Origin of the sequence: Mucilaginibacter sp. UR6-11 (genome assembly GCF_020880695.1) — a bacterium.
In the GTDB taxonomy this organism is placed as follows: Bacteria; Bacteroidota; Bacteroidia; order Sphingobacteriales; family Sphingobacteriaceae; genus Mucilaginibacter.
Map to the genome: position 1 here is coordinate 325,665 of NZ_JAJIWO010000003.1, position 23,724 is coordinate 349,388.

Sequence of the window (23,724 nt, forward strand, 5' to 3'; positions counted from 1 at the left end):
ACGATGGACGGATTAGTTGCAGGAAATGGATCAGGAGAGAGGAAATGGCAATATCCACTCCTTCGTAAAGGTAAATATTATCGCTGGCGCAGCTGGCTAAGTTATTTTTATTTGGTGTTTTTTTTTGCGGGACCGCTTCTACGGATAAACGGGCAGCCGTTTTTATTGCTTGATTTTATTAACCGGCATTTTGTAATACTCGGCCAGGTATTTTGGCCTCAGGATATTTTCCTGTTTATGCTGGCATCGTTGGTTTTCATTGTCTGTATTGTATTGTTTACCATTGCATTTGGCCGTATGTTTTGTGGTTGGATATGCCCGCAAACCATTTTTATGGAAATGGTTTTTCGTAAAATAGAGGAATGGATAGAGGGCGATGCCAACAAGCGCAAAAAGCTGGACGCCGGCCCGTGGACCAACGAAAAAATCATTAAAAAGTGGGTAAAGCACATTGTGTTTTTTATCGTGTCGTTTTTAATCGCCAATACTTTCCTGGCCTATATTATTGGCAGTGAAAGCCTGATCAGAATAATTACCGAACCGGTTAGCCGGCATTGGGTTGGCTTTGCCAGTATCTGCGTGTTCACTACCGTATTTTACCTGGTTTACAGCCAGGTGCGTGAGTTGGTTTGTACCGTAATTTGCCCGTACGGAAGGCTGCAAAGTGTTTTAATTGATAAGGATACACTGGTAGTAGCCTATAATGATACCCGCGGAGAGCCACGCGGAAAATTATCCAGAAACCCCTACCCATTTAATGTAAAAGGCGATTGCGTGGATTGCGGTTTATGTGTTGCCGTGTGCCCAACCGGGATAGATATCCGCAACGGGACACAGATCGAGTGCGTAAACTGCACCGCTTGTATTGATGTATGTGATGAAGTAATGGATAAGATCCACAGGCCGCGCAGTTTGATAGGCTACTACTCCGAAAACATGATCCACAACAACGAAAAGCCAACCTTTACCGGGCGTATGATGGGTTATGCAGCAGTAATTACCATATTAATTGGCGTTTTATGCTTTTTTATTTTCAGCCGCAAGGATATGGATATGACCATTATGCGTGGCGCGGGAATGTTATATCAGGAGCAAAAAGGCAACTACATCAGCAATGTTTATAATGCCGAGATCATTAATAAAACCAACCAAACCAAAACGGTAATAATTAAGGCTGACGACCCGGCAATAAGCATTAAATATATACAGCCACCGGCCGTTATAAAAAAAGGTGAAGAGACCAAAGCTGTATTTTTTATCATCATACCTGCACGCAACCTGCACGCGCCCAAAACTGATGTAAGGCTGCAGCTGATTAGCGACAACAAAATTATACAAACCGTAAGCACAACTTTTGTTGGGCCGGCAAACGATTAATATTATTATGAACTGGGGAAAAGGAATTATTGGCGGCATGATATTGTTTATGCTTTTTATCATCAGCATGTGCATTTATATGTTTGCGCTGCCTGCTGACGATTATGACCATCAGTATTATGAAAAGGGGTTAGCTTTTAATAAAGACTATAACAAAGAGGTGCAGGTTATAAAAGACCATGCAGAGCCCAAAATAACCATACGTAACCAGGTGATGAGGCTGGCTTTCGCGCGCCCTGCGGTGGGCACTATTACCTGGCTGCGCCCGTCAAACCAATACCAGGACAGGATTTTTAAGATCGATACCCTTGCCGGCCCGTTAGTCTATTTACCACTTAATTCGATTGAAAAAGGCAAATGGCAGTTGCTAATTGAATGGGAAAGTGACCGTAAGGCCTATCTGTTTCAAAAAGAAGTATTTATAAAATGAGCATTAACTGGATAGCTTTTTTTATCGGATTGTTTGGCAGTGTGCATTGTATAGGCATGTGTGGCCCGCTGGCGTTTGCTGTACCAAGCCTCCACACGCGTTGGTGGCTAATAGTTGCAGATAAATTACTTTATAACCTGGGCCGCATAATTACCTATTCTTTTTTAGGGCTGCTAATTGGTTTTGCCGGCAGGCAGTTATGGTTATCGGGTTTGCAACAGGGCGTAAGTTTGTTAACGGGGTTATTGGTAATTATGGCCGGCATAGCCAGATTGTTCCGGATACGTCTCGCCCGCAATAAAACGCTGTCGGTTTTATTGATCCCGGTAAACAAATCATTAAAATACGCTTTACAGCATAAGGCCGGTCATTTTATAGTTGGCCTGTTAAACGGTTTTTTACCCTGCGGATTTGTTTATCTTGCATTAGCCGGCGCGGTAAATACGGTGTCACCGTTAACAGCAGCGCGATTCATGTTTTTTTTTGGGTTGGGTACCTTTCCGCTGATGTTGCTGGCTACAATTAGCTCGGGCTTCATGGGCCCGGCGGTACGACGCAGAATTAACAGCGCTATGCCCTATTTAATGATATGCCTGGGTTTTTGGTTTGTTTTAAGAGGATTGAATTTAAATATCCCATATTTAAGCCCCGCTAAACAACAATCGGCAACAGCGATATGTAAATAGGCCGTAGATAATGGCATCTCCTATACCGGCGTCATGACACCCACTTTCACGGCAACCTGTAACTTTATCCCCACGCCTTCCTTAAAAAGCGCAACCAGTTACCATGCATAATATTTTCAATATCCGCACTGCTATAACCCCGTTTCGCTAACAGCCCGGTAACTTTTTGCAGGCCGGCTATGGTTTCCAGATCGTAAGGGCATTGTTCGCGGCCAAAGGCACCATCCAGGTCGCTGCCTATGCCTATATGCAGCGAATTACCGGCTAGCTGGCAAATATGGTCGATATGATCAATCATCACCTCAAGGCTACAGTTCATTGCCTCAGGTGTTGATTCACCCCTGATCCAGCCCGGCACCATCATCCAGGCATCCAACGCCGCGCCTATTACCGCGCCGCGGTTAATCAGCACTTTAATCTGCCCGTCGCTGTACTGGCGGTTATGGTTTACCAGCGCGCGGCAATTGTTATGGCTTGCCCAAACATGGCCGTTAAAATGATCAAGGGCTTCCCAAAAACTATCCTCGCATAAATGGGTGGCATCTAAAATTATATTCAGCCGCTCCATTTCTTTTAACAGTTCGTGGCCTTTCGTCCCCATAAAACCGGTAGCATCTGTACCCTGCGCATACCGGCCCGGGCCATAATGTGCCGGCCCAACCGCCCGCAGTCCGTTGTTATAAGCACGCTCCAGGTGCCCAACGGTAACCAACGAGTCTGCCCCTTCCAGGCTCAGTATGTAGCCAACCGGTTTATGCATATTGTCATCATCACCGGCCCAAAGTTTAAGGTGCGCATCAAGCGCAGCCAGGTTGTTTATCTGCACCATTTCACCGGCTTCTTCCATAGCCTGGTACCAGGCCAGTTGTCCCTGGGTTTGGGCCCAGGCTTGTTGTGCCGAGTGCCAGCCGGGCAGGATATTATCCGGCGTTACAAACCGTGCAATTTGTGTTGCTACTACCAGGCCTATATTGCCTTTACGTAATTCAGGAAGAGACACCACGGCTTTTGCGCGGTCGGGTTTGTCCGTTAGTCCCGCTTCGCGCCGGTTAATCGCAACAAGGGGCTGCGTCAGATCGCGGTTCCACTCCAGCGCGTTCATACTCAAATCAAGGTGGGCGTCTATGATAAACATGTTTTTAAATATTGATCGTGCGGTTGCAGTTATGGTTAACCAATCTTCTTCAGTTCGCAGTTATACTAACTCAAACATGGCTTCGATTTCAACGGGGATATTATCCGGTAATGACCCGAAACCTACCGCGCTGCGCACACCGATGCCATTCTCCGGCCCCCAAACCTGGGCAAACAATTCGCTGCACCCGTTAATGATATAGGGGTGTTTTTCAAAATCGGGCGTACAGTTAACCATGCCCAAAACCTTAATTACCCTTTTTACTTTATTTAAACTGCCTAAGTTTGTTTTAATGGTTGACAAAATGGCCAAACCAACTTGTCTTGCTGCCAGCTTGCCATCTTCCATATTAATGGTATCGCCAATGCGGCCTATGATCAAACTTTTATCATCCCGAACGGTACCATGGCCTGATACATACAAGTATTTACCATCTATCAGGTAAGGTTTATAAACGCCCAGTGGCGTCGGTGCAGGCGGGAGATTTAAACCCGTTTGCGCGAAATTTTCGTCAGGAGTGTTCATGTTTTATATTTAAATATTGATGGCCTGAAATTAAATCATTTTGCATTATAATTCATCATTATGCTACAAGCGAATAACAGGCAAGGGAAACACGCACCGTATATTATGCAATCGATTGCGTAAATCCTGAAGCAGGCAAGAACGGCAGGATAAAATGATATATGATTTTTATTTGTAAGTTTACCCTTACCAATATTAAAAAATTATTATAAAATTATTAACCGCACCAGTCAATGTTTACATATCCTATGCTTAAAAACCTGGTTCTTTTAAGCTTACTTTTTATAGTTTCCGGCGTTGCTGTTAAAACGGCAGATCCGCGCCCTGAATGGGAGCAGCTGTTTAACGGCAAGGACCTTAAAGACTGGCACCCAAAAATCAGGTACCATGATCTTGACGATAATTTCGGCAACACCTTCAGGATAGAAAATGGATTATTGGAAATAAGATATGACCAGTATGATAAATTTGATGAGCGTTACGGCCACCTGTTTTATAAAAAACCTTATTCGCATTACCTGATAGGCGTTGAATATCGTTTTGTTGGTGATCAGGTAAAAGGCGGGCCAGGCTGGGCATACCGTAATAACGGTATCATGTTTCATGGCCAACCGCCCGAAACCATGAAAAAGGACCAGGATTTCCCAAACTCAATGGAAGCTCAATTGCTTGGCGGCTCGGGCAGCGGCGAACGCCCTACGGCAAACTTATGTACCCCCGGCACCCAGTTTGAAAGGGACGGCAAAATCATTACGCAGCACTGTACCAACTCTAATTCAAAAACATTTAACGGCGACCAATGGGTGCGCGTTGAGGTATTGGTGCTGGCCGATTCGCTGGTGATACATTATGTAAACGGCGAGGAAGTGATGCGCTATGAAAAGCCGCAAACAGACCCTGTCAAAGGCCAGAAAGAAGGCACGTTTTTAAAAAGCGGTTCTATTTCTATCCAAAGCGAAAGCCATCCTACTGATTTCAGAAAAATTGAGATCATAGATTTAGAGCCCTACGCCAAAGACCCTAAAAAACTTCACGATGTTGTGGAGAAACTGATGTCAGAAAAAAGAGTAGCAAAACAATAACCACGCAACACAATAAATAAAATGTTTAAATTATCGATAAGCCTGGCGTCAAGCCTGATACTTTTTATGGGATTGGAAGGTTTTTTTACCAAACCCAAACCGGTTGACCCACCCGAATTAACTATTACACAATTTACCGGACCTGATATTACACCAAGCCCGGCTTGTTTGGCCGTAGCGCCTACCGGCGAGGTATATGTAGGGGTGGACATGATTGGCTCATTGGGCAAGGACCCGGGTAAGGGCCGAATTGTTAAACTGATTGACAGCGATAATGACGGTAAATTAGATAAGCATATTGAATTTGCCGAGGTTGATAACCCACGCGGCATAATTGCTAAAGGTGATAAGGTTTACGTACTGCATACTACCTTTTCAAAAGAAACAAAAATGGCTACGGGTATGGCGCTGGTAGTTTTTGAAGATAAAGACGGCGACGGAAAAGCAGACGGGCCGGAAAAAACATTGATCAGTAACTTTAGCAATACCAAATACCTGCAGGAACGGGGAACCGACCATGCCACAAACGGCATACGAATGGGTATAGACGGCTGGATTTACATTGGTGTAGGCGACTTTGGTTTTTATAACGCGGTTGATGCATCAGGCAAAAAGTTAACCATGCTGGGCGGCGGCATTGTACGGGTCAGGCCGGATGGTACGGAGATGGAAATTTATACCCATGGAACCCGAAATGTATATGACCTGGCTATAGACCCGTATATGAATATTTTTACCCGTGAAAACACCAATGATGGCGGTGGCTGGAATATTCGTTTTTCGCACCATATCCAATCGGGCGAGTATGGTTATCCAACCTTATTTCAGCATTTTACCGATGAAATATTACCAGCATTGGTTGATGTTGGCGGCGGCTCCGGAACCGGTGCTTTATATATGGCCGAACCAAACTGGCCCGAGAAATATACCAACGTACCTATGATGGCCGACTGGGGACGCAGCATGCTTTATATCCACCGAGTAACGCCCGACGGACCAACCTTTACCCAACAGGACGAAGAGTTTATCAAGCTGCCGCAGATCACTGACCTTGACGTCGACGGGTCAGGCAGGTTATACCTGTCAGCATGGGACGGAGCCGGTTATAGCGGCAGCCCAAGTAAAGGCTATGTGGTAAGGGTAGTACCTAATGACTGGAAATACAAAGCCTTCCCTAACCTTACCAAACTATCGGTAAAAGAACTGGCGGAAATGCTGAAATGGCCAAGTGCCGTGGCACGCCTAAATGCCTCGCAGGAGCTGTTGGACCGGCCGGCCAAACAGTCTGCAGCGGCTGCTTTAAAAATCGCATCCGACAAAAGCTTACAACTATACAGCCGTGTAGCCGGCTTATATACTTACGCACAAACCGCAGGCGAAACAGCTACACCCGCTTTGGTTAACTTCACCCGGGAGGCCACCATGCGCGAATTTGCGTTACGCGCGCTTACCGACAGAAAAGGTTATTTGCAAAACGTACCGGACCAACCTTTTTTACAAGGGCTTAATGATCCTGATCTTCGTGTCAGGGCGGTTTCAATTATAGGTTTAGGTCGCTTAGGTAATCCCGGGGTTGCATCAACCCTGTTAAAAACCCCGGTACCGGCATCATTTGTGGCGCCGGCCAAAGATGTTGCCGAAGGCCCGCATGCCACCCCTAACTCGCCTATTGTATTGCCCCACCTGGCAGTAAGGGCTTTGCTGGCGCTTAATGCTGTTGATGCCTGTGTAGCCGCTATCGGTACAGAAAATTCGACCCTTGCGTTATGGGCATTGCGTTATATGCATGATGAACGGGCGGTTAACGGGTTAATTGCAGCCTATAAGCAATCAAATGACAAGAACCTGAAAGCACAGATCATGGTTACGCTATCACGTCTTTATAAAGAGGAAGCGCCTTATGATGCTTCATGGTGGTGGGGTACCCGCCCGGATTCTCATGGCCCGTATTACAAAGCCGTGCTCTGGAGCGAGTCGCCGGTTATCGAACGTTTCTTAAAAACCGAATGGGATAAATCAAATGCCAATGGCAGGCAGTTTATTACTGACCTGAACTTCCGTCACCGGATGGAGATAACAGAATTTGGCGTAGAAGAAAAACCTGTCGCAGCAGCTAATGAGCCAAAGATCGACCTTGAGAAGATCAAGAACCAAAAAGGGCAGGTTGGCAAGTCTTCTATCGAAGATGTTTTGTTAGCCGTTGCCAAAATAGAGGGTGATCCGGTTGAAGGACGCGCCTTGTTTACCCGCCAGGGCTGTATCAGCTGCCATAGCCTTAACAGGGGTGATAAGCCAAAAGGGCCATTTATGGGCCAGATAGGTGGTATCATGAACAAGGAGCAGATTGCCGAATCTATTCTGAAGCCTAACGCATCTATTTCGCAGGGCTTTGCTACCAACGTAATCACCGCCAAAGGCAATAAAACTTATATGGGCTTTGTAACCGAGCAAACAGCAGATAAGATTGTACTGCGCAATATTACCGGCGATGTTTACACGGTTAAAACCAGCGATATCCTGACCCGTAAGGAACTTGAAACCTCTATGATGCCAACCGGGCTGGCCAATCCGCTATCCTATAAAGAACTGGCATCGTTGGTTACGTTTCTTTCACAACAGAAAAAATAATAATACAATACCCCTGTTAAATAACAAAAAGGTGACCGAAAGGCTCACCTTTTTTTGTGCACCAGCGTTATTTCTTTTGGCGCTTGAGTTATCAGCCAGCGGTTGGCAAACGGTTTAAATTGTAATGCAAGTACCAATAAACGCAATAACCGGATTTTATTTGTTATTATTTAATTGCAGACTATACCTCTTTATTATAAAATATGCGGGTTAACATTTTGCGCGACTCGCCATCAGGATCATTTTGCACCTCGCAGGTATTGTTAAATACCATCATGGCTCCGTTGGTATCCGTAAACGCGGGCCATTCCGGTAAACCATCATGGTTAGGGTTGCCGTGGCGCGCAAAATTTATCCAGGCTTTGGCTACCTTATCGCCCAGTTTACGGGCCTCCTCGCTGGCGCCGGTATAATTTTCGGTAACGTCGGTATTGGCAAAGGCGAAAGGGATCTCGCTGCAATGGAAAGATCGCGGCCTGCCATCCAGTTGCGGCGTATGCCAGGCAAACAGGTACAGGTAGGCCGGCGCGGCATTTTGCGCTGCTTTACGGCTGGCCTGTAAATAAGCCATTGGATTTTGCGCACTTACGTAGGATAACAGTTCAATAGGTTTATCATCAGGATGCGCTTTACGCAGTGTTTGATAAATATAATCAGCTTTAGTTTTATATTTTTCTGCAAGGCGAGTTATCAGGCCCTTATCGTCCAGGTTTTCTAACGGTGCATTGTTAATGCTGTATGATGCTTCATTGCGGGTAGTGCCTACCATAAACGGCACATTAGCGGTCATGGCCGGCGCAATCGGGTCAAACGGGTGCGTTGGCAGTATCTTCCCGTCAACAACAGGCTGTAAGCCCGCCCGACCAACGTCCGCCGGGACCGTGCCACCCATTTTTTTTTCGGCCACAGCAAGCGCTTCCTGCAAACGGGCCGGTTTAACCTGTTGCAGGTCGGCTAGGTTTTCTTTGGTGATGTTCAGATCGGCCAAAACAATAGCCGTAAATTGTGTGGCGTAGGCATGGGTTGACATTTGCACAATAGAATTACTTTGTGAAATGGCCCGGTGAAACAGTCCCTTTGCCGAGGGCATAGCCATCAACGTTATGACCTTACTGCCACCGCCCGACTGACCAAAAATAGTGACGTTGTTTTTGTCGCCGCCAAAGTTGGCGATATTGTCGCGCACCCACTCAAGTGCCGCTACAATATCCAGCATACCCACATTGCCCGATGCAGCATATTGGCTGCCATAATCTGACAGATCTAAAAACCCGTGAATATTTAAGCGGTGATTAACAGACACCACTATCACATCGCCCAGCCTGGTTAGGTTTTCGCCATCGTATGACGGATGTTCCTGGCTTGATCCCGATGCAAAGCCACCACCATGGATCCAAAACATTACGGGGCGCTTTTTACCGTCCAACGCCGGTGTCCAAACGTTTAAACGCAGGCAGTCCTCATCCTGCATGCCGTCAATCCACTGGTATAAAAAACCATATTCCTGCTGCAACCAACCCATATCCGGTTTTTGCGGACAGATGGGGCCGTACACCAAACAGTCACGGGTGTCTTTCCATTTCTTTGGCTTCTGCGGGGGCATAAACCGGTTAGCGCCGCCGGTTGGCGCGCCATAAGGTATCCCCTTAAAAGTTAATATATTATTGCGGGTATAACCGCGTACTTTACCATGTTTGGTATTGGCAACCGCGTTACCTGCTGATGCAAATACCTTATTATCCTTCGGCGTTTCCTGAGGACGGATTGCCGCTACAGCAGGTGTTACATAACTTAATCCCGCGGCAGTAGTAAGCAGCCCGACCTTTTGCAGAAATTGCCTGCGGTTATTCTTCATAAAAATTATTAATGGTAACGCAATATAGCCGTTAAGAAATTTCTACCAGCTAATTTATAATAATCGGTATTTGATGTGGCTATCCTGCTCCCAAACACAGAAATTATGGCCATTTGCCAGCGACGTTAATTTGATAAAATTCCCCTCGCCTATTGTGGTCATCTTTTTATCAGGAATGGTAACCAATTTTAGGGTATCATTACTTTGGTAAGCTATAACTGTATGCATTGCGTTACCTGCAATAGTGCAAGTTTTGCCTTTGCCTATATAAACTTCCGGATCGGCGCCCTGCGCAAAATAGATCTCGCCTTTTCGCTGCCATACAGTCTGAACAATGTTTAACGGGCTGATGATGATCCCGCCGCCGTCCATAGGGCAGCCATCCAGTTTCCAGGTACCAAGTCCCATTTTTTGCGCCGCGGTAAACGATTGCCCGCCGTTAGCTGATCTGGCCACATACAGATCTCTTGACCCGTTTAACCAGTTCCTGAACATAATTGCTACCGCACTGCCTGATACCGAGATACCGGGTTTACAACATTCGCAAACATGCATGTCCGGTGATTTATAAACCAGGCGGTTTGCCGACCATTTATTGGATTGGGCGGATAACGACGAGAACCATATTTGATTTTTCTGCCCCAACCGGATATCCAGCCAAACGGCATAAAAATTATCTTTTTTATCGGCGCCAACTGCCATCATCCCTTCGGGCGCCGAGCCCTTCAGGTCATTAACCACACCCATGGCCTGCCATTTTTCTGAACCGTTTTTTAATTTAAACCAGTGGATGTTCCCGGCTTTATCTATCGCCGTTATTACCGAAAAATTAGCCGAGCTGCTTAACTGCGGCCCCCTACCCATACCCAGGTGCATGTCGGCCACATGCGCAACCAATACCGGGCTTGAAAAAGTTTGCCCCTGGTCCCCGGATGTGGCACAAAATATATTGTCATTTAATCCGTAAACCACCCTTACCGTTCCGATCTTATCTACGCTTACCTGCGGCTGTTTGCCTGCTGCAATCGTATTTATTACCGGCAATGGCCGGTAAGCTGCCAACCCAAGATTAATGATCAACAGCGTTAAATACCTTATTTTTTTCATGATTTATTAATTAACAGGCGCCGACATTGATGGCGGTGCATCGCCGGGCTTGCTGCCCCAGTTCATATTTGGTTTTGGCCCCATTACCAGTACAAGGTGCCCACCGTTTACGGCATCCTGGTGATAGATCCAGGGTTTGGTGAGCGGCCGGCCGTTAAAGGTAGCGGATTGTACGTATTTATTTACCGCCGATGTATTTTTAGCCTCAATGGTAAAAGTTTTGCCCTTGTAATAATGATTATCTAAAGTGATGGTAGTTTTAGCAAACAACGGGCTGCCAATCTCATAAAATGGTTTGGTGGATGATCCGCCATCTGTCTCAAACAAACCCATGGCTGTCATTACAAACCACGATCCCATTTGCCCCTCGTCTTCATCGCCCAGCCAGCCGTGATAAGGCGTTGAGCCGTAATATTTGGTCATGATCTCGCGGGTCCATTTTTGGGTAAGCCAGGGCTTGCCCGAATAGTTAAACAACCAGGCCGCCTGCATATTGGGCTGGTTGCCGTGGTTAACCGGCACCAGGTCATACATATCACCATCGGCATTAAAACTAAATTTGGATGATTTTACAAAACCAGAATCCAGGCGATTGTTAAATTCATCTTTCCCCATTAAATTAATAATGCCCTGCACATCATGCGGTTTAAAAAAACTGTATTGCCATGCGTTACCTTCCAGATATCCGGGCCCGTTAAAAGCGGTGCAGCAAAGCGGGCTCCAGTCTTTCACCCAGGTGCCGTCGCGGTGTTTCATACGGATATATTTAACCGATGGGTCCCAGACTTTTTTAAAGGCATCGGCTCGTTCCATAAACATGGTGGCCTCTTTTGTCTTGCCCAGTGCTTTGGCAAACTGCCCCACGCACCAATCATCATAAGCATATTCTAATGTGTTTGAAACCTGGCCATCCTCGTTAGGAACATAACCCAGCTCCAGGTACGATTTATAATATTTATTTCCGGCAAAACCACCTTCGGGCGTTACCACACCCGGTGTAGTTTGCTGGTGCATCATGGCCTCAAAAGCCAGGTTGGCATCAAAATCACGGATACCTTTTTGATAGGTACTGGTTATTAAAGCTATTTCATGCGAGGCTTCCATAATTCCGGAGTATTCAATACCCGCAGGGCCCTTGGGCAGCCAGCCACCGGCTTTATAGATCTCCAAAAACGAGCGGGTCCATTTACTGGCAATGTCCGGGTTAACCAGCGCCCATAACTGGTTCAAGTTCCAGAAAGTGTTCCAGAACGCATCCGAACCCAGGATGGGCGAGTTAGGGTCTGACTGCCTTTCTTTTTCGTTAGGATCGATCCATTTGCCGTTTACATCGCTCCAGGTGGTACGCGCTACGTATGAGCGGTATAGGTTGCTGTAAAATTTCTTTTTATTTTCTTCGGTGCCGCCATCAACTTTTATTTTACTGAGCAGGTTGTTCCAAACCATGCGGGCATTGTTATGCACCGCGGCAAAGCTCCATTTAAACGGATCCATTTCGGTTTTTAAATTCAGCCGCGCCTGTTCAATGCTTACCAGTGATATAGCCGTTTGCAGTTGTATTACCTCACCGGCTTTTGTTTTAAAATCGGCATAAGCGCCCATTTGGCCTTTGCCGCTAAGTTCTTTGATATCTCTGGATATTTTGTTTCCTACCCAGCCGCCAAAACCTTCCATCGGTTTATCAAAACGCGCCACAAAATGTACGGTGTATTCCTGCCAGCCCCATTTTTGGTGCGAGTAGCCTTCAATCTCGGTGTCACTTATTTTAGTAAATCTGGCATCCAGTATCTCGGCCGTGTTCTCAAAAGGAACGTCAAGGTTAAATAAAATATGAGCGTCCAGGTCAGTAGGATAAGTAAACCTGAAAAAGCCGGCCCGGGTAGTGCTGGTTAACTCGGTAGTGATATCGCCGTTCATCAGCTTAACCGCATAATAGCCGGGGCTGGCTTTTTCTGTTTCTTTATAGATGCGTGAACGGTAGCCTGTTGTCCAGCCCGTTGTCGGGTTATCTGCCGAACCCCGTTTAATATTTAAGATACCTACCGTCGGCATTACCGACAGCCCTGCCATTGTCCACGAGTGGATGTGACTAAAACCGCCAATATTATTGATAGAATATTCATAGCCCGATTTCCAGACAGCTTCCTGGTTATCGGGTGCCAGCTGCACCATCCCGAAGGGCATGGTAGCCCCCGGATTGAGCATCCAGCGCGATTCGGACGTACCCAATAGCGGGTCGGCATAATCAATCGGTTGTTTATTTTGTTGGGCCGCAGCCGGCAACAACGCAGCGCAGAGCCCTGCAACAAGCATTAACCTTTTTAGGGATATCATGGCAATTTAAGTTTATAATAAATCGCCGTCGCGATTAATATTTAACTGCTGAAATTTGTACCGGCCCCAATAATCCTGACGACTCTAAACCTTTACCCATATTAGGCATTACAATTGCCGTTGCCCGCCGCTGGGCCTCAGGTAATTTACTATCACCTATCAGCCTGTTAACCCACGTGTTTACCACCTTAACCTCAATGGTATTTACACCGGGCTTTAGGGCGCTGGTAATATCCAGTTGGTAAGGAGGTGTCCATACGCCACCTACATCAACGCCGTTAACTTTAACTTTTGCAATGGCCCGGGCCAGGCCCAGGTCAAGGATATAATTGGTTCCTTTTACTAAAGTAGTTATATTAAATTTATTATGATAAAAAGCCGTGCCCGAATAATATTTTATACTATCATTTTTATTTAAAGACCAATCTGTCAGCGTTTCAAAAACTACTGGGTTAACCGGGCCGCGCATGGCAGGGTCAAAATTTACGGTCCATGGTTTATTTATAGCGATGGTGCTTTTTGCCTGCGGATAGTTAGTCAGGCTGGTATCTTTTTTCGCGCCATCTTTCCTGAAGATAATGAAAGCACTTTCATACGGCGCCAACTTCAACGGAACGGCGGTTGTGCCGTCTTTCTGATAATATGACGGCAGGCTTCGGATATCACCGGTAACCGCGTTCCACAACTCTGGCTGCTTACCGCTGATCCTGAACTCGGGAGAGATCTTTACGGTACTTGTTTTTTGGTTAGATATAAAATAGATATTGCCATCAGCCAAAGCACGGTGGATAAACAGGATAGAATCGCTTTGTGTTATTTTGGCGTCAGGTACTACTTTAACCAAGTTTAACGCCTGCTGCATATCCATGCCCGATAGCACCATGCCTTTACCATAATGGTTTACTTTGGTGGTTTTGCCATCAATTTTGCCCCAAAGCTCATCAGCCAGGCTTTGCACTTGTTTATCAGCAGCCGGGAACCCCTGTAAGCTTGGCGACCTGCTAGGTTTTGGCCCCAAAATAACCGCGCCCTGTGCAACCAGTTCCTTCAATTTCAAAAGCAATTCCGGCCGGATGGTTTCCAGCTTTGGCAGTACCAGTATGCTGTAATTAATGCCGTTGGGTAATGTCAACTTTCCGTTTTTAACGGTCAGCCGGTTCTTAATTACTTCGCCATTGATATAATCGTATGAGTAGCCCTGTGGCAATGCCGGATCAACAATCCCCGTCATCTTTGGCGCGTCCTCACCAATAAAGTACGCCACATCAGCTACATAAATCCCCTGTTGCAGCATCATGTTGCAACGCTTGGAGTATTTTAAAAACACGTCCATATCAAAGAACCACGTATTTAACCGGTTAAACTCAACCCCGAACCAGGTATTTAAGCCAACCAGTTTATCGGTAGGCTGTTCTATATAAACATGCAGTAGCGTATTGTTGATCCCCTCCGTAAAGAAGCGGTCGCCACGTTTTTTAAACATGGCCGGGTAGCGCCAAAAGGCATCTCCCGCCGCGGTGAATGATTCGGCGGACACTTTGGTCTTGCCATAAATATGTGCCGATGATGAAGCCGCTTTGTTTTCAATATCTCCCAGATCGCCTTCACTCCAAAACTCGCCGCCAATCTCGTCCGACTGTCCGCCGTATTGAAGAAATTCGCCGGGATAGCCCCAGTGTCCGTAGTTTTCTAGCCAGGTAGTTAAGCCATATTTATGGCTGATATCGCGCAGGCCGCCAACATATTTATAAGAAACATCATCGGCAATCAAGCGGCGCAAATCCCATAAAAAACGGTCAGATTGATCGGCACTGCCTACCACCTTACCCTGCATTACCGGGATATAAGGCACAGGGTCGTAATGGTAAGCCGCTTTAAATTCGGCAATTAAATCATCTGTCCAGTTTTGGCTGCCGGTTTCGTAGCTGTCCTCAACGGTAACCTTCCAGGTTTTGCGGTCCTCGGCAGGTATGCGTTTTATGATCTGGCCCAGGAAAGCGTCAAAATGCGATTCGATATGCCTGATGCTCATCTTATCGGTTTCCAGACCGGTGCCTTCAGGCGTAGCCGGAGAGTTTTTAACGTTGGTAGGTGTCATGCCGGTACGCTCAATGATCCAGTTACCGGCAGGCACCTTCCAGTTAAGCGTACCGTCCGCCGCCATATATTTAGTAATGTCTACAACCTTATTCGGGTCAACCACATATTTATCGTTATCAATTACCGGCTGCGGCTGCCACTGGTACGCATCCCAGAACGGGTGTGGTGTAGGCCACATTTTAGCTTCGGTTTTTTCAATATAGTTTTCAACCACCGGCGTTGCCGATACCCTGATCTCCGCAATTTTGCAGTTGTTTGATACATGGTTAAAAACTATCCTGAAATCAGTGCCCGTAGTAACCGGTATAGAAATAGCCGCCGGGCCAAATGGCAAAAAGCCAACATTAAGCGCCGTGTTACCTCGGTCGACTGAGAAGTGTTTTATGCCGGTAAACGCACCATTTACTTTTACCTGGATCTCGCCCTCAAAATTAAGCCCGTTATGGCTGGGGGTAATCACTATGCTGCGCGCGGTAAATGGCCGGTTGGTATTAAAATCTAAAACAAACGGCTGTCCACCGGGTATTTTTAAGCTGGTTGCTTCGTCATTATCAATCAAATTGTTTAATGACCCGGCTTCGGGTATTGATGACAGCGCAGGTTTTAAATCATTAATGCTGTTACCATAATCAGCCGCTACCGGGTAGGCAATCACTTTTACATCCTGAAAAACGGGGTTAGGTTTGTCCAGCGTCTTATTAAAAACAGACGGGCCTTTCACCATAGTTTGTGATGAGGTAAGGTAACGCATAGCCTGCTCCGGCTTAACCCACGGGCCGCCAGACTGGCTCCAGCCGGGGCTGTTGAACAAGCCTATTTCAATATTTAACCGGGTTGCTGTTTTTAAAGCAGTGTGAACGATATCCCACCACTCGGTGGTAAATATCTTCACTTTGCCAAAGGGGGTATCATCAATCCCGATATTACCGATAAAGGCGCGGTTAATCCCTACCTTTTTCATAGCTTCCAGATCCTTGATCACGCCTTCTTTTGAGATATTGTCTGACAGCCAGTACCAGTAAACACTGGTTTGGATGTCATCAGGCACGGTAATGAAACCGGTTTCAACCGACTTAAAATTGGTCATCGCGGCATTGGGCACCTGTTTAACCTGTGCGCCGCTATCAACGGCAAATCCTGAAAATAACAAACAAACAAAAGAGCACTTCAATAAGGCTTTGTTTAAGCTCATGAGATTATAATTTAATAATAATGGAGTTGGTTTATAAATCAAAACTACAATATCGGTGCATTATAGTTTACCAAAAATAATACTAGTTAAATTATCATCCATCCTGTACTGTCATGCTCTTGTTTGCAGTAATGTTATTTTTGAACTTTAGGTTCTGAAGTCAACTTTTTAATCAGCTCAGTTTCATCAGTTTTATAAGATGACCCATCTTTGCGGAAAATATCATGGAACCATAAAGCAGGCTCGGCGCCGCTTGGTATCGGGGTATCCCAGGCATAAATGGTGTTGGTTTTCCCTGCTACAAAACCCCAGTTTATAGCGCCCACATTTTCGTTTTTCAGCATAGGCATAACTGTACCGAAGGTGCTTTTACGCGGGCGGGCCATATATTCTGTACAGATCAGTGGTTTTCCGTGCGTTTTTAGCAAACGCACCACGTTTAGGTGCGCCGGCACTTCATCGTAATTATGGTAAGTAATAACATCTGAGTTTAACGCCTGGAACGCGTTTAGCTTTTCGAAGCTCCAATCCCATAATCCGGCCGATAACGGCTGATCAGGGCGCACTTCATGTCCCCAGCTAAATACCGCGGCAAGCAAAGGCATTGAAGCGTCTCTTTTACCACTGTTACCGGGTTCATTAAATAAATCCCAAAGTAAAATGCGTTTATCATGTGCAAAAGTGGTTAGTACATCTTTCACATAATGCTCCAGCAATGGCATTTCTTTTGGGTCTTTAAGTGCTGATATGCCCGGGTCCTGCACCCAACCCGAGTTATGGATGCCCGGTTTTGGATCAGGCTGTTTACCCGGCCTGGGCTCGGGGTTCCAGCAATCATCAAAAAACACAAAGATGGTTTTGATATGGTGCCTGTCGGCGATGGTTAAATATTGATTTACCCTTGATTTAAATCCTTTCGGATCTTCGGTATAAGCAACGCTGTGTAAAAATACCCGCATGGTATTAAAGCCGATGCCTTCGGCATAGCCCAGCTCGGTATCGATCGTTTTGGGGTCAAACGTGCTGGCCTGCCACATTTCTAACTGATTAATGGCTGTACTCGGGGTAAAGTTGGCCCCTGCTACCCAGGGCTGTTGCGCATACCATTCGTTTGCTTTCTCTGCCGACCAGATTTTTAATTTTTGTGCTGATTGCGCGTTTGCGGTTAAATTGCCTAAAACGCATATTGCGCCGGCTAATACCAGGTTTGTTATTTTTTTCATTATGGTTTAAAATGGTTGTGTTATATTTTGTTACTAATGTAGTTTAAGTGTCGACCAGGTAAAAGGCTTATCTGCCTCATTAGCTGCAATATTTTCTGTATAGCCGGTATTTGCGGTTAAAGATATATTATATCCGATGCGTTTGTTAATGGATGGCCTGCCGCCAAGCATTGCCCAGGGAATAGCCGCCTCGACCACATAATCATCAACTTTAATGATGGCCACCGATTTAATCCCGGTGGATTTTTGAATTGCCCATTCGCCCTTATCACCGTCAAAAACTGCCAGTTTATTGTCTGCGGATATATTTAATTTATAAACGCCTTTTGCCGGCGCATCATAACTTTTATTTTGCGGATCGAGATACAAGCCGATAGCCGACGAACCGTCTGCCCCTTTATTTACCTGGGTAAACAGATATAAGTAATTATCGTCATAAACGAAACCCGCCTCCAGGTTGGCGGGGCCCTCATGACCTATAAATACGGGCATGTCTCCTTTCCACACGTTTTCTTTTTCCATTCCGTCAATGTCTATCTTTCCTTTTTTAATTGACAGTTCGGGGATAATATAGCCGCGTATCATCCACACCTCAGCTCGGTGGCCATCATTAAAGCTGCCGGTACTGGTAAGTGCCACTACACTGCTGTCATTTAAAACACTTAAACTGTTCCACAGCCCTGATTTCCCGGGCGCGATATGAAAAGGCACGGTTTTACGGTTAAAGTCCATCGCACGGTTATCGCCAATTACTACCTTCATTTCGCTGTGGTTCATGTTATTGATACGGCCCTCGGTGCCTTGATAAGATAAGATCGTTTCGCCTGTTTTTAACTGCCGCAGGTATGGAGCCCCAGCGTAAATACTGTCCGGTATAGGTTCGGCAAGGGCATAGTGACGGTTTGGGTCAGAAGCGCCCACTGTTGCCAGCCAATCGTTTTTCACAGTGCTACGGATAATATAGGGTTTAAAGTTTTTAAAGCCATTATCCTCTATCGCGCAGACAATCTCTTTACCATTTTGCAGCAATACCGGCACCGGCATCCCATCCCGCGAATGCGGCCTGAAACTTACTATCCGCGGCCTGGCCGACCAGCGCAGGCCCCCGTCGGTTGACCTCACCATAGAAATATTTTGTTCGTTTGATTTTAAGTAAACGCCCTCATTAGCAAAAAAAAGCTGTAGCTGGCCGTCAGACAGCTGTATAACCGATGGCTCCCAGCAGCCATTCTCAAAACGGTAATCGGCCCGGTAAAGGGTGCGCTCGTCGGTCCAGGTTTGGCCGCCATCATAACTTTTCGTGGTTTTAATGGCAAAGTGTTTGGAGGTGTCGCTGCCACGCTGCGGCCTGGGGTTATAGCAAACCAATATCGACCTGTCTTTTAATTGCAAAATATCCGGTGCAGACATATTAACATGATCTGCCCGAGGGGCGATCATGATCTGTGCCGACCAGGTTTTACCTGTGTCATAACTCTTCACGGCCACGATATTACCATCTGCTTCATAAACACAGAATAAAGATTGATCAGCCAGTTGTATTAAACGGGCATAACCCGAGTATCTTCCGGCGGTATTTGACGATACTTTGGTTAATGTATTATAGTCCCATGCAATACGGATACCCTCAACCGCCGGCTGTACCGAAACAGGATGCTGGGCGAAGCAGATCCCCGCCATAAAAATTAGCAAACCGATAGAATATATTTTTATTGCCTGCATTTAAAACGGTGGTATGATTAGTAAATCGCTTTGCGGTAAAAACCGGATAATAATACGCACTTTTATTCAAAAAAACGGTTACCGGCTTATCAGGACAGTACAGGACGGCATTTTACCTGGCTAATGTTAAGTTTGCTAACCATACCATAATTCTCAATAACCATTAGCAACATACGGCTACACTTATGACCTTTAAAAATACCGATATCAGTAAAATGCTGATAACTTACCTGGCATGCAGCATTTTTTGCCTGGGCTCATTTTGTTCAATGGCGCAGCGCGTCAAGATTCAACAGCCATCGCCCAAAATCGTCAATATAGTAAACTTTATCAGGCTGCTGGAGCCGCGCGACGAAAAAATCACCGAGGATGTTCTTTACCAGACCGTGGTAAAACAGGTAGAGATAATGAAGCGGTACCACCTAGGCGGCACTTTTTTATTGCAGTATGATGCTTTGATGGATAAACGCTATCAAACTTTATTGGCCAGTTTGCCCAAAGGGACATTTGAGATAGGTGCCTGGTGGGAGATCCCCCAGCCACTGGTTGAAAATGCGGGCATGAAATGGCGCGGCCGCTACCCGTGGGACTGGCGCGCAAACATCGGCTTCTCAACCGGGTATACCCCTGCCGAGCGCGAAAAAATCATAGATGTATATTTTGCCGATTTCAGGAAGATATTTGGTTATTATCCAAAATCAGTAGCCTCGTGGTTTATTGACGCTCATAGTTTAAATTATATGTATGAAAAGTACCATATCGTGGCATCGGCTAATTGTAAGGACCAATACGGCACCGATGGCTATACACTTTGGGGCGGCTACTGGAACCAGGCTTATTACCCAAGCAAAATTAACTCATATATGCCGGCGCAACACGCCGATAAACAAATACCCGTGCCAATTTTCAGGATGCTGGGCAGCGATCCGGTGCGGCAGTACGATACCGGCATCAGCTCTTCACGCCAGGGTGTAATTACCCTGGAGCCCGTTTACCGTTTTGGCGGGGGCGATTCAACCTGGGTAAACTGGTTCTTCAAAACGCTTACTGATGATAAATCATTGGGCTTTAACTATACCCAGGCCGGGCAGGAAAACTCATTTACGTGGGATGCCATGAAAAAAGGGTTTGAGATCCAAATGCCGCTGATTGCCAGACTGCGCGACCAGCATAAAATAAGAGTTGAAACCATGGCGGCATCCGGACTTTGGTTTAAGAAAACCTATAAAGTGACACCGGCAACATCTTTTACCGTAACTAAGGACATTGAAGGCAGTGACCTTAAAACGGTCTGGTACAACAGCCGTTTTTATCGCATCAATTTATTGTGGGAACATAACAGTTTGCGCATCCGCGACGTTCATTTGTTTGACGAAAAATTTCCGTCGGTATATGAAACGGAGCCGGTAACCTCAAACGAGTGCACCTTTTTCACCCTGCCAATTGTTGATGGTTACATCTGGAGCAAACACAAAGAGCTTGCAGGGATGCGCATAAAAGCTATAGTAAATGGCAATGAGGTATTAGTTGAAGGCAGCGATCCCAAATTTAGTAAAACAGCAACAGGAGCCCTGCATATTTCATGGCCGCTGACAACAATTAAAGGATCACTGGAAATTGAACTGACCGAGGGGCAGGTAAAAATTAACCTGGTTAGCAAAACCAGGCTTGATTGGTTCTTTGACCTAAATACTGCGGCAGACGCTAAATTACCTTTTGAAAGCATAGCCCCAAAACAGCTAAATTGCAGGTTTGAGGACGCCAATTATAAATTAAGCGCGGTTAAAGGCATATTTGGCAAACCTGATAATGGAGCTGTTTTGAGACTTAAACCTCAAATGAACAGCATTATTTTAAACACTGCTAACATAGCCCGATAACATCATGATCATAGACTTAAAATTTAAACTATTTATTTGCCTGTTTGCCGCCGGTACGATCGCCCATGCGCAAGGCAAAAAACCGCATTATTATAATGATCCGTTTACGCAGCCTGCGCCTTTAGATTTTAATGACCATGAAGGTTATGTATCCTTATTTGATGGCAAAACGCTGACCGGCTGGGATGGCAATCCTAAATTCTGGCGGGTTGAGGACGGCGCTATTGTGGGCGAATCGACACCGCAAAACCCAAGCGGCAACAGCTACCTGGTTTATCGTGGGATGAAAGCTAAAGATTTCACCCTGAAATTTGAAATTAAGGTGGATGGCGAAGGCGGCAGCGGCATCCAATACCGCAGCCAAACCGGCATTCCGTGGCGCTTACCGATTGCCGATAATGTAACTGCAAACGTTGGTCCCGTTAATTTAAACTGGATGATGACCGGCCCGCAGGCTGATTTTTGGCCGGCGGCTAAATTTTGGACCGGGCAATTCTATTCAGAAAACACCCCCATGCGTATACTGGCCTGGCGCGGGCAGGTGGTTGAAGGTTTCAGTACTAAATCAAAACGATTGATGGGCAATATAGGCGACATTATGGAACTGGCTAAAGTTGTTAAAAAGAACGACTGGAACCAGTATACCGTAATAGCTCGTGGTGGTGTGTGTATGCATATTATTAACGGCCAGGTTATGGCGGTTATGATTGACGATGATCCAAAATCATCAAACAATCTGGCGGGTTATATCGGCATTGAAATTGAAGCCACCACCAAAATTTATGTCCGCAATATGTGGATCAAGAAATTGAAATAGCCTTATATAAACCAGGAAAGCTACCTCGCCGGATAGCTTTCCCGGTTTAACCGAACTATTATTTCTGATTAAAATCCCAGATCTTCATATTCTTTATCACCGCTTTTCCTTCGGCAAATACCGACAGGTTGGTGGCATTAATATCCGGATAGATCATGGTCGAGATCACTTTTTCTCCCCCGTTGCCAAATACTTCTAACGACGAGTTATCAACCAATACTTGTATTTTGACCACGCCATTTATTGCCTTTAGCGGTGCCCTCTGTTCCAGGTTTCTTCGTGACTTATTCCCCATCTCTGATATAGTGCAATCTATAAATAACTGCCCGTGCTCCGCATCATAGCCAACCGTTACGTTTTTGGTAATGTCGGGATTCTCGACAATATTAAAACCAACTTTTTTGGCCTTATCCACCGCAAACTCGGCTTCTATCCAGTAAGAGTTGCCGGCAAACGGACGTTCTTTACTCAGGTTTATGCGGGTATCATTTATCGGCATATTCTTTTTTAGCAGCGCTTTCTCCGTTGAATATTTAGCCAGTGATTTAGTAACAAAGGACGAAGGCTCCTGTACCAACCGTAACCCTTCTTCAGTGGTTTTTAAAGACAGGTCATGCGGAATAGACATCTGGCCCTTCCATGGATAAGTTTCGCGGCGGCCGTCCTGCATCCATCCCAATAATACTTTTTTGTTTTGCGGTGCATCACGCCAGGCAATGGCAGCGTAAAAAGCATCGCCATAATCAACAGGTAATACTTTAGTTCCGTTATTATCGTCTTTAAACGTCTCGCCGTCAAAATCGCCTACAAAATATTGGATCAACGGACCGTGGTCACCGCCTGATGATACCAGCATCACCCATTTAATGTTCTTCGGATCATTATCAACCACCAAAGGCAACAGCGACGGGCATTCCCAGCCATTACGGGTATAACCGGCCGGGCCAAAGTCGCTTAGCCTGGTCCACTCCTTCAGGTTCTTTGAACCGTAAATCCTTACCATATGCTCATTAACCATTGACACGGTCATGATCCATTGTTTGGCAGGCTCATACCAAAAAACGTTGGGATCTCTAAAATCACTTTTATTAAGATCAATAACCGGGTTATGACTGTATTGGGTATAACTTAAACCATTGTTATTACTGTAAGCGATAAACTGTGATTCTTTATGTTGTTTTGGCTGATCGGCGGTAAAAATGGCTATAATCGGCGGCTTGCCGTTTATGCCGAATCCGCTGGTATTATTTTTGTCGACCACTGCTGATCCTGAATAGATCCAGGTAGTGGTGTCCTTGGTAACAATTTCAGGAATAGCAACAGGCAGGTGCCTCCATTGGATCATATCCTTACTGGTGGCATGTCCCCAGCTCATGTGTCCCCATTTATTTTCAAAAGGGTTATGCTGATAATACAATTGAAACTCACCATTTAAAAACAGCAGGCCATTGGGGTCGTTGGTCCAGTTTTTTTCGGGAGTAAAATGATATTTAGGTCTCCATTGGGGGGTGGGCACCTCTTTTTTCTGACTTAATACTTTAATTGCGGGCAATAAAAGTATAAGGAGGATCAATTTCTTACGCAACATAGTATAGCTAAAAAATATTAAAGGTTATAGCCGGATGCATTGG

Annotated in this window: 16 protein-coding genes; 7 read left to right on the forward strand and 9 right to left on the reverse strand. The window is 45.8% G+C overall.

Translation table 11 applies throughout. The annotated features are described in order from the left end of the window. The first annotated feature begins 3 nt into the window (after positions 1–3). The 3 genes from ccoG to LJ658_RS10395 are packed head-to-tail and all read left to right on the forward strand — an operon-like array spanning position 4 to position 2,493. Positions 4–1,377 carry a cytochrome c oxidase accessory protein CcoG gene (gene ccoG, locus LJ658_RS10385; protein ID WP_230546434.1) on the forward strand — a complete coding sequence of 458 codons (1,374 nt, stop codon included), beginning with the start codon at positions 4–6 and terminating at the stop codon, positions 1,375–1,377. A gap of 7 nt (positions 1,378–1,384) precedes the next feature. Beyond that, complete coding sequence (locus LJ658_RS10390) at positions 1,385–1,807, forward strand: FixH family protein (RefSeq protein WP_230546435.1); 423 nt, start codon at positions 1,385–1,387, stop codon at positions 1,805–1,807. Beyond that, the gene (locus tag LJ658_RS10395) at positions 1,804–2,493 is read left to right on the forward strand and encodes a sulfite exporter TauE/SafE family protein (RefSeq protein ID WP_230546436.1); all 690 of its coding nucleotides are present in this window, start codon (positions 1,804–1,806) and stop codon (positions 2,491–2,493) included. The genes LJ658_RS10390 and LJ658_RS10395 overlap by 4 nt, the downstream gene beginning before the upstream one ends. Positions 2,494–2,557: 64 nt before the next feature. On the opposite strand, the gene LJ658_RS10400 is transcribed toward LJ658_RS10395, so the two are convergent. Both LJ658_RS10400 and LJ658_RS10405 read right to left on the reverse strand, forming a co-directional pair. Continuing rightward, positions 2,558–3,628, reverse strand: a complete 1,071-nt coding sequence (locus LJ658_RS10400) for a dipeptidase (RefSeq protein WP_230546437.1) — start codon at positions 3,626–3,628, stop codon at positions 2,558–2,560. 60 nt (positions 3,629–3,688) lie between these two features. After that, complete coding sequence (locus tag LJ658_RS10405; RefSeq protein ID WP_230546438.1) at positions 3,689–4,153, reverse strand: RidA family protein; 465 nt, start codon at positions 4,151–4,153, stop codon at positions 3,689–3,691. A 233-nt stretch (positions 4,154–4,386) separates the two neighbouring features. Here LJ658_RS10405 and LJ658_RS10410 point away from each other — a divergent pair, with 233 nt between their 5' ends. Then, positions 4,387–5,235, forward strand: a complete 849-nt coding sequence (locus tag LJ658_RS10410) for a DUF1080 domain-containing protein (RefSeq protein WP_230546439.1) — start codon at positions 4,387–4,389, stop codon at positions 5,233–5,235. A 21-nt stretch (positions 5,236–5,256) separates the two neighbouring features. Further along, positions 5,257–7,863, forward strand: a complete 2,607-nt coding sequence (locus tag LJ658_RS10415; RefSeq protein ID WP_230546440.1) for a c-type cytochrome — start codon at positions 5,257–5,259, stop codon at positions 7,861–7,863. A 181-nt stretch (positions 7,864–8,044) separates the two neighbouring features. Here the strand turns inward: LJ658_RS10415 and LJ658_RS10420 are convergent, their stop codons facing one another. The 6 genes from LJ658_RS10420 to LJ658_RS10445 all read right to left on the reverse strand — a co-directional run bounded on the left by LJ658_RS10420 (position 8,045) and on the right by LJ658_RS10445 (position 19,396). Beyond that, on the reverse strand, positions 8,045–9,718 hold the full coding sequence (locus LJ658_RS10420) for a carboxylesterase/lipase family protein (RefSeq protein ID WP_230546441.1): 1,674 nt from the start codon (positions 9,716–9,718) through the stop codon (positions 8,045–8,047). Between the two features lie 54 nt (positions 9,719–9,772). Beyond that, entirely contained in the window at positions 9,773–10,825 is a 1,053-nt protein-coding gene (locus LJ658_RS10425) for a hypothetical protein (RefSeq protein WP_230546442.1), read from the reverse strand. A gap of 6 nt (positions 10,826–10,831) precedes the next feature. Beyond that, positions 10,832–13,159: a GH92 family glycosyl hydrolase gene (locus tag LJ658_RS10430; protein ID WP_230546443.1), complete on the reverse strand. Its 2,328-nt coding sequence runs from the start codon at positions 13,157–13,159 to the stop codon at positions 10,832–10,834. Between the two features lie 34 nt (positions 13,160–13,193). Continuing rightward, positions 13,194–16,451 carry a glycosyl hydrolase gene (locus tag LJ658_RS10435; protein WP_230546444.1) on the reverse strand — a complete coding sequence of 1,086 codons (3,258 nt, stop codon included), beginning with the start codon at positions 16,449–16,451 and terminating at the stop codon, positions 13,194–13,196. A 134-nt stretch (positions 16,452–16,585) separates the two neighbouring features. Further along, entirely contained in the window at positions 16,586–17,674 is a 1,089-nt protein-coding gene (locus LJ658_RS10440) for a 1,4-beta-xylanase (protein ID WP_230546445.1), read from the reverse strand. A gap of 33 nt (positions 17,675–17,707) precedes the next feature. Continuing rightward, on the reverse strand, positions 17,708–19,396 hold the full coding sequence (locus LJ658_RS10445; RefSeq protein WP_230546446.1) for a sugar-binding protein: 1,689 nt from the start codon (positions 19,394–19,396) through the stop codon (positions 17,708–17,710). Between the two features lie 185 nt (positions 19,397–19,581). On the opposite strand from LJ658_RS10445, the gene LJ658_RS10450 reads away from it, so the two are divergent. After that, the gene (locus LJ658_RS10450) at positions 19,582–21,276 is read left to right on the forward strand and encodes a hypothetical protein (protein ID WP_230546447.1); all 1,695 of its coding nucleotides are present in this window, start codon (positions 19,582–19,584) and stop codon (positions 21,274–21,276) included. Between the two features lie 4 nt (positions 21,277–21,280). Further along, positions 21,281–22,093 carry a DUF1080 domain-containing protein gene (locus tag LJ658_RS10455; protein WP_230546448.1) on the forward strand — a complete coding sequence of 271 codons (813 nt, stop codon included), beginning with the start codon at positions 21,281–21,283 and terminating at the stop codon, positions 22,091–22,093. Between the two features lie 58 nt (positions 22,094–22,151). Here the strand turns inward: LJ658_RS10455 and LJ658_RS10460 are convergent, their stop codons facing one another. Further along, positions 22,152–23,681 carry a glycoside hydrolase family 32 protein gene (locus LJ658_RS10460; protein ID WP_230546449.1) on the reverse strand — a complete coding sequence of 510 codons (1,530 nt, stop codon included), beginning with the start codon at positions 23,679–23,681 and terminating at the stop codon, positions 22,152–22,154. Positions 23,682–23,724: the final 43 nt, after the last annotated feature.